General features: G+C 35.0%; 12 protein-coding genes. 6 read left to right on the top strand and 6 right to left on the bottom strand.

Annotated features, from left to right (window positions below; translation table 11 throughout):
• Positions 1-497: 497 nt before the first annotated feature.
• From FA048_RS19125 to FA048_RS19115, 3 genes are read right to left on the bottom strand one after another with little or no spacing between them, the layout of a single operon-like run.
• A complete protein-coding gene (locus FA048_RS19125) occupies positions 498-812 on the bottom strand; it encodes a CoA-binding protein (protein ID WP_136844165.1) in 315 nt (104 codons plus the stop codon).
• A 37-nt stretch (positions 813-849) separates the two neighbouring features.
• A complete protein-coding gene (locus FA048_RS19120; protein WP_136844163.1) occupies positions 850-1,317 on the bottom strand; it encodes a DinB family protein in 468 nt (155 codons plus the stop codon).
• Between the two features lie 33 nt (positions 1,318-1,350).
• The gene (locus FA048_RS19115; protein WP_136844161.1) at positions 1,351-2,889 is read right to left on the bottom strand and encodes an NAD(P)/FAD-dependent oxidoreductase; all 1,539 of its coding nucleotides are present in this window, start codon (positions 2,887-2,889) and stop codon (positions 1,351-1,353) included.
• A 184-nt stretch (positions 2,890-3,073) separates the two neighbouring features.
• On the opposite strand from FA048_RS19115, the gene FA048_RS19110 reads away from it, so the two are divergent.
• From FA048_RS19110 to FA048_RS19090, 5 genes are all read left to right on the top strand, one after another.
• A complete protein-coding gene (locus FA048_RS19110; protein WP_136844159.1) occupies positions 3,074-3,655 on the top strand; it encodes a LemA family protein in 582 nt (193 codons plus the stop codon).
• A gap of 79 nt (positions 3,656-3,734) precedes the next feature.
• Positions 3,735-4,181 carry a TPM domain-containing protein gene (locus tag FA048_RS19105; protein ID WP_136844157.1) on the top strand — a complete coding sequence of 149 codons (447 nt, stop codon included), beginning with the start codon at positions 3,735-3,737 and terminating at the stop codon, positions 4,179-4,181.
• Positions 4,181-4,963: a TPM domain-containing protein gene (locus tag FA048_RS19100; protein ID WP_136844155.1), complete on the top strand. Its 783-nt coding sequence runs from the start codon at positions 4,181-4,183 to the stop codon at positions 4,961-4,963. Before FA048_RS19105 ends, FA048_RS19100 begins: the two co-directional genes overlap by 1 nt.
• Before the next feature lie 38 nt (positions 4,964-5,001).
• Positions 5,002-5,388 carry a hypothetical protein gene (locus tag FA048_RS19095; protein WP_136844153.1) on the top strand — a complete coding sequence of 129 codons (387 nt, stop codon included), beginning with the start codon at positions 5,002-5,004 and terminating at the stop codon, positions 5,386-5,388.
• Between the two features lie 5 nt (positions 5,389-5,393).
• Positions 5,394-5,933 (top strand): NUDIX hydrolase, encoded by a 540-nt coding sequence (locus FA048_RS19090; protein ID WP_205943531.1) that lies wholly within the window; start codon positions 5,394-5,396, stop codon positions 5,931-5,933.
• Positions 5,934-6,031: 98 nt separating this feature from the next.
• Here FA048_RS19090 and dnaA read toward each other — a convergent pair whose 3' ends face one another.
• The 3 genes from dnaA to FA048_RS19075 form a co-directional block, all read right to left on the bottom strand.
• A complete protein-coding gene (gene dnaA, locus FA048_RS19085; protein ID WP_136844151.1) occupies positions 6,032-7,462 on the bottom strand; it encodes a chromosomal replication initiator protein DnaA in 1,431 nt (476 codons plus the stop codon).
• Between the two features lie 193 nt (positions 7,463-7,655).
• Positions 7,656-9,200, bottom strand: coding sequence for an acyl-CoA mutase large subunit family protein (locus tag FA048_RS19080; protein ID WP_136844149.1), 1,545 nt, complete (start codon positions 9,198-9,200; stop codon positions 7,656-7,658).
• A gap of 5 nt (positions 9,201-9,205) precedes the next feature.
• A complete protein-coding gene (locus tag FA048_RS19075) occupies positions 9,206-9,736 on the bottom strand; it encodes a DUF7935 family protein (protein WP_136844147.1) in 531 nt (176 codons plus the stop codon).
• An 87-nt stretch (positions 9,737-9,823) separates the two neighbouring features.
• Here FA048_RS19075 and FA048_RS19070 point away from each other — a divergent pair, with 87 nt between their 5' ends.
• Positions 9,824-10,177 (top strand): HesB/IscA family protein, encoded by a 354-nt coding sequence (locus FA048_RS19070; protein ID WP_136844145.1) that lies wholly within the window; start codon positions 9,824-9,826, stop codon positions 10,175-10,177.
• The last annotated feature ends 35 nt before the right edge of the window (positions 10,178-10,212 follow it).

The following is a 10,212-nucleotide window of genomic DNA, read 5'->3' as shown; positions in this document are numbered from 1 at the left end:
TCTTTTTTCGAAACTTTTTTTCGTCCCGTATGTTTGCAATATATATAGTCCCTTATTTCAAACCAACCTTCACCTTTTATCCCCCTCTTTTTTCCTTCCGTCGTTACCTCCGTAGCGGGTTGCAAAGGTAGAAAACTTTTCCGCTTTCCAAAAACTTTTTTTAAAGTTTTTTAAGGTTTCTCCTAAGTCGCTGTAAGCCAGCATCCCCAATCCAAATCCCCCCTTTCAATACTCCCAGCCAACTTTCGCCAACCAAACGCCTCCTCCGAAGCGGGTTGCAAAAGTAGCAATATTATCCGTAACCGCAAACTCATATCAACTATTATATCCAATGTTAAAGGTAAGTGCATGGTTTACAAACAGAAAGATTTTATCAAATAGAAAATGGAATGATTGATAAGGCTGATTTTTGTGCTGTTCATAGTCATTTATCAGCTAGACCCTATTAAAGGGGGAATACTTTTTGAGGACCAACCCCATCCCTTCCACAGAAAATCTTAGCAAAAAAATGGAAGATCTAGCATCTTTTCGAATTCTACATTCTCTGTGCCCGGGTTAAAAATAACCCGCTTAGGTTTTGTCTCTAGGATATAATCATAATATTCACTTTGAATATTTGGACCTATATATAGTGTAATTGTATCTATATCTTTATAAGGAGTTGAGGGTTTCTCTATTTTAACTCCAGCAACCTCTCCTTGTTTTATACCAATATTAACTATTGCATGGCCTTTCGCCTTTAGCATATGTGCTGCACGATACGCATAACGATCTGCATTTGGAGTTGCTCCTATAATTAAAGTCTTTTTCATATTATAATGGTTATACAGATTTAATTTATTGCGGTCATTAAAATTTTAATAACAATGCGATTTGACCTGAATGGTAGGCGTGATGTTGAATTAATCCATTAATCAATTGAGCATTATTTACACCCGCACCTAATTCTCTATCACGCTCATCTTTAACATCGTTAGACCACTGTGAAGGCTGGAAGATATTTACCAGTTCTATTAATTTATCATTGGCAGTTTTAAATTCTTCTAAGATTGATTGCCATTGACTTTCTGACATTTCTTTGGTCTCTGGCCAATCCCCTTTGGCAGGTTCTTTAGCACCCTGCCCACTTATTCGATCTACAACCTCTTCTGTCCACGCTGTTAAATGCAAAACCAACTCTGCTATTGAATGGGCATTAGGAATTGGGTGAGTAAAAACTTTAGCTGGATTTGCAGTTAATAATAAGCTCAATGTATTATTGCCATGCCATGCATCACCAGTATAAGCTTTTTTTAATTCATCTACTAAATCAATCATATTTAAAAATATGAACTATAACATTTACAAATGCTATTTGTTTACAATAGCATTTGCACAATTAATTCCATCTATTGCTGCAGAAACTATTCCTCCTGCATAACCAGCTCCTTCGGCACAGGGATATAAACCTGTAATTTGTGGATGTTGATAGGTTTCCTTATCTCGAGGAATACGTACTGGGGAAGAGGTACGGCTTTCCACCCCTACCAAAATAGCTTCATTGGTATAGTAGCCTTTCATCTTTTTCCCGAACAATGGGAGTGCTGCTCTTAAACTTGACGAGACAAAATCCGGCAAAATGTTATCCAACATCACACTTTTTGTACCAGGGAGATATGAGTTTTTTGGTAAATCAATTGACAATTTATTTTCTACAAAATCAATCATCCGCTGTGCAGGAGCAACTAAATTACCACCTCCAGCTTCAAATGCAAGCTGTTCTATTTCAGACTGAAAATTTAACATGCGCAAAGGATCATAGCCTTGAACATCATCTAACGTAACCTGCACAACTGTTCCTGAATTTGCGAAAGGGTTATTTCTCTTAGAAGGTGACCATCCATTTACCACAATCTCGTTTATGTCTGTTGCGCATGGCGCTATGATACCTCCTGGACACATGCAGAATGAGAATACCCCTCTGGTTTTTACTTGCTCTACCATGCTATAATAAGCGGGCGGGAGAAATTCTGAGCGTATGTCACAATGATATTGGGCACTGTCTATGATTTGCTGAGGATGTTCTACCCTAACACCAAGGGCAAAAGGTTTGGCTTCTATTAAAATATTTTTTTTGTTTAAAAGTTCGTAAATATCTCTAGCTGAGTGACCAGTTGCTAATATTACATGGTCTGCCAGTAACTCTTGTTCCTGATTAATGACTATACCTTTAATTTTACCCTCTGTAACAAGAAAATCAGTTAGTTTAGAGTCAAAGAGCACTTCACCGCCTGCATTTTGAATTGTTTCTCTTATAGCGGTAATGATATGGGGTAGTTTATTCGTGCCTATATGCGGACGAGCATCTATTAAAATATCTTCATCTGCTCCATGTTGTACAAAAATCTGTAATATCTTATTTATATCACCACGTTTATTAGATCGAGTATATAATTTACCATCTGAATAAGTTCCGGCACCACCTTCGCCATAACAATAATTAGATTCTGTATTTACAACACCCTGTTTATTTATAGCGGCTAAATCCCTTCTTCTCTGCTTTACATCCTTACCTCGTTCTACAATTATTGGCTTTAAGCCCTTCTCTAAACATTGTAGTGCAGCAAAAAGACCAGCAGGACCCGCACCAACAATAATTACAATTTTATCTTTATTCAATGTTGGATAAGAAAAAGTGTTTTGTTCTTCTAAAGGTTGCTCATCTATATAAGCCCTAATTTGAAGACGGTAAATTACTTTTCTAGAGCGAGCATCTATAGAACGTTTTAAAACTTTATAGCTGTTGAGTTTAGCGATATCAACTTTTAAGGCTCTAGCTAAGTTTTGGAGAATAACCTGTTCATTAGAAACATGTTCAGGAGCAACTGTAATTTCGATTTCTTTCTGCATAGTTTAGTCGAGTTTTTATCTCGAATTGTACAAATTTAATGATTAGAGTTGTAAGTTATAGGGTTTAAGTTGTAAGTTTATGTACTAATTATGGCAACTTGTCAGTATTTTGTCTGTTTTAGTAACAAGGCATGAGTATTGATATCTAAATTGAAATAGAAACCTAAAAAACAAAAACAATAACATGAAAAAAGTATTAATTGGAATAGTTGCAGTTGTAGTATTATTAGCTTTAGTTAGCGGATGTGGCTATAATGGACTTGTTAAAATGGATGAGGATGTTAAAACTAAATGGAATCAGGTAGAAGCTCAATATCAACGTAGAGCAGATTTAATTCCGAATTTAGTAAGTACAGTTAAAGGTGCTGCTAAATTTGAGCAAGGAACTTTAACGGCTGTAATTGAAGCTCGTGCTAGTGCAAGTAAAATTACAATTGATCCAGATAAATTAAATGCTGAGAACATTGAAAAATACCAAGCTGCTCAAGGACAAATTACTCAGGCATTAGGAAAATTAATGGTATTGACTGAAAATTATCCTGAATTGAAAGCTACCCAACAATTTAGCGATCTTTCTGCTCAATTAGAAGGAACTGAGAATAGAATTACTGTTGCTCGTAAAGATTTTAATGAATCTGTACAAGTGTTTAATACTAAGGTTAGATCTTTTCCGACTAATTTAACAGCTGGGTTATTTGGATTTAGTGCTAAAACGGGCTTTAAAGCTGATGCTGGTGCTCAAAATGCACCCAAAGTAGAATTTTAGTTATAGACTAACATTTTAGGGTAATGCGTGTTTATGATGTAAACATACATTACCCTTTATTTTTTATAAAACAAAAAGCATGTCTTTATTCACAACACAAGAACAAGAATTAATTGCCAATGCAATTGCAGAGGCTGAAAAAGCAACTTCTGGGGAGATTAGAATTGCAATAGATAAACATTGTTATGGTAGTGCATTTGAAAGGGCTACCCAATATTTTTCAGATTTAGGAATGGATAAAACATCACAACATAATGGTGTACTTATTTATTTAGCTCATGAAGATCATAAATTTGCAATTATTGGCGACCGTGGAATTGATAAAGTTGTACCAGAAGATTTTTGGGAAACTACACAAATTGCTATGAAAGCACATTTTTTGTCGGGCAATTTGGCAGAAGGAATTGTAGCGGGAGTTGCTTTAGCCGGTGAAAAGTTGGCGTTATTTTTTCCTTATCAGAACGGGGATGTTAATGAATTACCAAACGACATTATATTTATGAACCAAGATGAAACTAATAAATAATGAAAAAAGCAATCATCTTATTTATATTAACGCTAAGCTCTTATATAGGTTTCGCACAAAAATTCCCAGCGAAGCCTAGCACTTTGGTAAATGATTATACAAATACTTTAAGTGCAGATCAAAAACAACAATTAGAGCAAAAACTAGTTGCTTTCGACGATTCTACATCGAATCAAATTGCTGTAATAATTATGAAGTCTGTTGGTGATTACGACATCAATGAATATGCGCAAGAGCTTGGAAGAGCATGGGGAATTGGTGGAAAGACTAAAAACAATGGGGTTATTTTACTTATTGCCATGGGCGATAGAAAGATGTCTATCCAAACTGGTTATGGTTTAGAAGGTGCTTTACCAGATTTATATACCAAAAGAATAATAGAAAACGACATTAAACCATTTTTTAAGGAAAACGATTATTTCAACGGGATTAATGTTGGAACAAATTCAATTATATCTTTAATTAAAGGGGAATATAAAAACGACAACCCAAAAGCGAAGTCGAAAAGCGGAAAAGGCACTGCAGGCATTATTGTGATTATTATTGTAATTATTATAATTGCCATTTTAAGAAGAGGTGGTGGAGGTGGTGGAAGCCAAGTAATTGGCGGAAGAGGTGTTGCAGACGCTCTTTTCTGGAGCATGCTTTTAGGTGGAGGTGGAAGAGGTTCTGGTGGTAGCGGATTTGGAGGTGGTTTTGGTGGCGGAAGCAGTGGCGGCGGTGGATTTGGAGGTTTTGGCGGTGGAAGCTTTGGCGGTGGAGGTAGTAGTGGAAGTTGGTAATACGATTGACCCAATTGCTTATGGCTAAATATTGAAAAATGTATAGAAAAGATCTTATCACTTCAGAAATTGAAAAACTAGCTCAAGTATTAGCCAGAATTATGGGTTTAAAAGTTGAGTTGAAACTTGAGGAAGCCGAAAAGCTCTTTGAAGAAACAATGCTGAATAGTTTTGGGCTTTCTAATGAAATAATCCAAAATGCTGATTTATCTTTTTTTGAAAACTGGTTACAAGCAAGCAACCTTCCCCCAGAAAAACTAGATTCATTGAGTGAGTTTCTATATTACGAACTAGGGGGTAATGAAAGCAGAAATGAGATTATTGCACCTAAGCTTAACTTGATCTACGAAGAATTATCTAATAGACATAAAATAGTCCATCTTACAAATTTGCATCGTCAAAAAATAATTCAGCAGTACTTATAATCAATATGGAAATTTTGAAATGGCAAAAAATTGCCTCTAAATATTTAGTTAAAGAACGATGGGCAACATTAAGGGTAGATACATGTAAGTTGCAAAATGGATCAATTAAAGACGACTATTATGTACTTGAATATCCCAATTGGGTTAATGCAGTTGCTTTAACGAAAGAAAATAAAATTATTATGGTTAGGCAATATCGTTTTGCTGCAGATATCATTTCACTTGAAATTCCTGGTGGTGTAATTGATGATGGCGAAGATTCAGAAACAGCTATTATAAGAGAATTACAAGAAGAGACTGGATATAGTTTTGATAGCTGTGAATTGGTTGCTACATTGTATCCTAACCCTGCCACATCAACCAATAAAACATTTACTTATTTATTAAAAGGGGGAGTTAAAACTCATGAACAACATTTAGATGAGCATGAAATTTTAAATGTTGAAGAATATACTATTGAAGAAGTTAAACAAATGTTGAAGGAAAATAAAATAGAGCAAGCGCTGCATGTTGCTGGCTTATATTATGGATTAATGCATTTGTAGCAAACCCTTAGAAATTGTAAAGCCCATTTTGAATAATCAAAATGGGCTTTTTTTTATAACGCTGACTAAAATCACGGCAATGATGTAATAGATTTATTTTAACTCATTTTCAGTTTTTTCTGAATATCATTAACGTAGGCTTTGAACTTTTTATCTGTTTCTATTAAATCTTCAACCGTTTGGCAAGCATAGATTACTGTTGAGTGATCTCTACCACCAAAAAATGCTCCAATTGTTTTTAATGATGATTTGGTATGGCTTTTAGACAAATACATAGAGATTTGGCGAGCCTGTACAATTTCACGCTTACGTGTTTGTGATTTAACCATATCAACTGGTACTTCGAAATACTCACAAACTAGTTTTTGGATGTATTCCATCGAAATTTCTTTCGATGTGTTTTTGATGAAATTCTTCAACATCTGTTTAGCTAGGGCCAAATCGATATCTTTTTTATTTAGCGTAGACTGAGCTAATAACGAAACCATTGCCCCTTCTAGCTCACGTACATTGTTGTCAATATTGTGGGCTACATATTCTACTACATCGCTTGGCAATTCAATACCATCTGCATACATTTTCTTTTTAAGGATAGCTATACGAACTTCCAAATCAGGAACTTGTAAATCTGCAGATAATCCCCATTTAAAACGGCTCAATAATCTTTCTTCTAAACCAGCTAAATCCTTTGGTGCTTTATCAGATGTTAAAATCACCTGTTTGCCAGATTGATGTAAATGGTTAAAGATATGGAAGAAAATATCTTGTGTTTTCTCTTTACCTGCAAAATTGTGTACATCATCCATGATGATTACATCCATTGCCTGGTAAAAATTAACAAAATCGTTAATAGTGTTATTCTTTAATGAATCTACAAACTGCTGGCAAAATTTCTCACAAGAAACATAGATTACCAATTTATCTGGCATGCTACGTTTTATCTCATTCCCAATTGCTTGAGCCAAGTGTGTTTTACCTAATCCTACACCACCATAAATCATTAAAGGATTAAATGATGTACCACCTGGTTTTGCTGCAACTGCATAACCTGCAGAGCGAGCTAAACGATTGCAATCTCCTTCTATATAATTTTCGAAAGTATAATTAGGATTTAATTGTGGATCAACATTCAACTTTTTTAAACCAGGTATAATAAACGGATTTTTAATGTCCTTATTTATTGATACAGGAATTGGCATTGATTGCATTTTTGCTTCTGCCCCATTTCCGTTTGAGGGCATATTTGTAGTGTAAGGAGAGCCACTGTTTGACGACTTGTCAACCACGATGTTATACTCTAATCTTCCTTCGTCTCCCAATTGCTTCTTTACTGTTTTACGAAGTAGACCAACATAGTGTTCTTCTAGCCATTCGTAAAAAAATAAACTAGGCACCTGGATGGTTAAAACTTTGCCTTCTAATTTAAGTGCAGATATCGGTTCGAACCAAGTTTTGAAACTCTGGTTCGGAATGTTATCCTTAATTATTTGAAGACAGTTCTTCCATACTTCGGTACAAGTTTTTTCCATTGTTAATCTTTAATTTGTTGGTTTTCAGTTCTAATAAGGACATTACGGATATGCCCTTTTGAGTCTTCGAATATTCAAAAAATTATCAACATAATGAACAAAAATTTCAAATAATTTGTAAGTACTTCAAATGCAGTAGCATATCATACTTAACCTAAATTTTTTGTGTGGATAACTATTTTTTAACCTCAGTTTAATATTCGCCGAAGACATTTCTTAAACAATCTGCTATTTCACCTAAGGTAGCATATTCTTCGACTGCAAGCAATATAAATGGCATTAAATTTTGGTCAGATTTTGCTGCATTAGTTAAATTTTTTAGCGCTAAATCAACCGCTTGATTATTCCTTTCTAATTTTAGCTTATTTAATTTCTCAATTTGGATTGTTCTTATCGACTCATCAATGTTTAAAACATCATTAATTCCTTCTACTTCTTGGTTAAATTTGTTTACCCCTACTATAATTCGCTCTGCTGATTCTACCTCCTTTTGGTATTGGTATGAAGCATTTGCAATCTCTTGTTGGATATATCCATTTTCTATTGCATTTACCGATCCGCCCATGGCATCTATTCTATCAATATATGTTTGTGCTGCTGCTTCAATTTCTTCTGTTAAAGTCTCTATAAAGTAAGAGCCAGCTAATGGATCAACCGTATCTGTCACCCCACTTTCAAACGCAATTACCTGTTGAGTACGTAGAGCGATTTTAGCCGCTGCTTCTGTTGGTAGCGACAAGGCTTCATCATATCCATTAGTGTGTAGGGATTGGGTACCGCCTAAAACCGCAGCCATAGCTTGATTTGTTACCCTAATTACATTGTTTAATGGTTGTTGTGCAGTAAGCGTAGAACCCCCAGTTTGCGTATGAAAACGAAGCATCTGAGCTTTCTCGTCAGTTGCGCCTAATGACTTTGTAATGTGCGCCCACATTCTTCTGGCTGCCCTAAACTTTGCAATCTCCTCGAAAAAGTTGTTATGACAGTTAAAAAAGAAAGATAATCGTTTTGCAAAAACATTAATATCTAACCCTTTTTCTAAAGCGGCATTTAAATATGCTTTTCCATTTGCTAAAGTAAAAGCAAGCTCTTGCACAGCAGTAGAACCTGCTTCTCTAATATGATATCCAGATATGGAAATGGTATTCCACTTAGGAACTTCTTTAATGCAATATTCAAAAATATCGGTTATAATGCGCATCGAAGGTTTTGGAGGATAGATATAAGTTCCACGAGCAGCATATTCTTTTAAGATATCATTTTGTATAGTCCCCGAGATCTCCTTCAAATCTGCACCTTGTTTTTTTGCTAATGCAATATACATTGCTAATAAAATGGATGCTGTTGAATTGATAGTCATTGAAGTAGTAATCTTTTTTAGCTCAATGCCATCAAATAAAATCTCAATATCCTTTAATGAATCGATAGCTACACCAACTTTTCCTACTTCCCCTTCAGACATTTCATGATCAGAATCATAACCTATTTGTGTAGGTAAATCAAAGGCGACGGATAAACCCATTGTACCTTGTGCTAATAAGTAATGATAACGCTTATTAGATTCTTCAGCAGTTGAAAAACCAGCATATTGCCTCATCGTCCATAAACGACCACGATACATGTCTTTTTGTATCCCCCTAGTAAAAGGAAATTGCCCAGGAGTTTCTGTTAACGGTTTCGCAGTAGTATATATATCCTTTATTTCTATGCCTGATGTTGTTGTATGTTTTTTGTTCATAGCAATTAAAATAAAGAGTGTACTTCTTTTTTAAGTAAATTGATAGTTAACTCATAAGGATTTTCCTCAACCGTACTCATATGTTGTAAAACCTTTTTGCTTAAGTCTACTCCTGTCGCAGTTTCTGGCAATCCCTGTACCACATTATTAACCATTGCAACGGTATCATCTTTTAGTTTACGTACCACATTCCAGCTAGCAGCATCTACATAAAGCTGTTGTGTAATGTTATGTTGATATTCTGATTTTATTTCATTTAACACCAATGCTTGTAAAGCAGCAGGGCTGATACCCTGTTGATGCAAACGAACTAGTAAATTTGATGGGTTTATACGGTCTACAAAAACTATTAGTCTTTCATGCGCTTGCAAACGTAGTGGGAACAAGGATGTGCGACTATCTTTATTTGCTTCTAAAGACTTAAACCTGAAATAATTTTGAATATCATTTCTAATTAGAAAATAGGCGACTACAACCGTAATAATTCCTCCTAATGCAAATGTTGCTGCCGTTGTTAAAAAACTAGTAATGTTCATTATATGTTTAGCTATCGTAATATTAATAAGTGTAACGAACAAAAATGTACATAAATATTTATATTTGTATTCTTAATTTTAAATAACATGAGTAACACTGTAGAAACTGCTTTTGCCCCTGTATCGTTTACCGAAACCGCTGTTAAAGAACTTTTAAAACTAAAAGACCAACAAGAGATTACCGAAGATTTTGGTTTACGCGTTGGTGTAGAAGGTGGTGGTTGCTCTGGTATGAGCTACGTTTTAGGTTTTGATCAAAGAAAAGATGGTGACCAAGAATTTTCAATAGACGGAATTAAAATTTTCATGCACAAAGCACACCAAATGTATTTATTAGGCATGCAGATTGACTGGCAAGATGGTTTAAACTCGAGAGGTTTTACATTTAGCAACCCTAATGCAGCTAGCTCTTGCGGTTGCGGAACAAGTTTCTCTGTTTAAGCATATTAGTTTGTAACATTTTAACTGGTCTCGTT

The sequence above is a fragment of the Pedobacter polaris genome (genome assembly GCF_005116505.1).
Taxonomy (GTDB): Bacteria; Bacteroidota; Bacteroidia; order Sphingobacteriales; family Sphingobacteriaceae; genus Pedobacter; species Pedobacter polaris.
Note: the sequence above shows the minus strand (reverse complement) of the source record. Positions and strands in the feature narration are given on the sequence as shown.

Bases quoted from the DNA above. Each gene is read 5' to 3' on its own strand.
- FA048_RS19125 (WP_136844165.1), bottom strand. From the start codon at position 812: ATGAAAAAGACTTTAATTATAGGAGCAACTCCAAATGCAGATCGTTAT.
- FA048_RS19120 (WP_136844163.1), bottom strand. From the start codon at position 1,317: ATGATTGATTTAGTAGATGAATTAAAAAAAGCTTATACTGGTGATGCA.
- FA048_RS19115 (WP_136844161.1), bottom strand. From the start codon at position 2,889: ATGCAGAAAGAAATCGAAATTACAGTTGCTCCTGAACATGTTTCTAAT.
- FA048_RS19110 (WP_136844159.1), top strand. From the start codon at position 3,074: ATGAAAAAAGTATTAATTGGAATAGTTGCAGTTGTAGTATTATTAGCT.
- FA048_RS19105 (WP_136844157.1), top strand. From the start codon at position 3,735: ATGTCTTTATTCACAACACAAGAACAAGAATTAATTGCCAATGCAATT.
- FA048_RS19100 (WP_136844155.1), top strand. From the start codon at position 4,181: ATGAAAAAAGCAATCATCTTATTTATATTAACGCTAAGCTCTTATATA.
- FA048_RS19095 (WP_136844153.1), top strand. From the start codon at position 5,002: ATGTATAGAAAAGATCTTATCACTTCAGAAATTGAAAAACTAGCTCAA.
- FA048_RS19090 (WP_205943531.1), top strand. From the start codon at position 5,394: ATGGAAATTTTGAAATGGCAAAAAATTGCCTCTAAATATTTAGTTAAA.
- dnaA (WP_136844151.1), bottom strand. From the start codon at position 7,462: ATGGAAAAAACTTGTACCGAAGTATGGAAGAACTGTCTTCAAATAATT.
- FA048_RS19080 (WP_136844149.1), bottom strand. From the start codon at position 9,200: ATGAACAAAAAACATACAACAACATCAGGCATAGAAATAAAGGATATA.
- FA048_RS19075 (WP_136844147.1), bottom strand. From the start codon at position 9,736: ATGAACATTACTAGTTTTTTAACAACGGCAGCAACATTTGCATTAGGA.
- FA048_RS19070 (WP_136844145.1), top strand. From the start codon at position 9,824: ATGAGTAACACTGTAGAAACTGCTTTTGCCCCTGTATCGTTTACCGAA.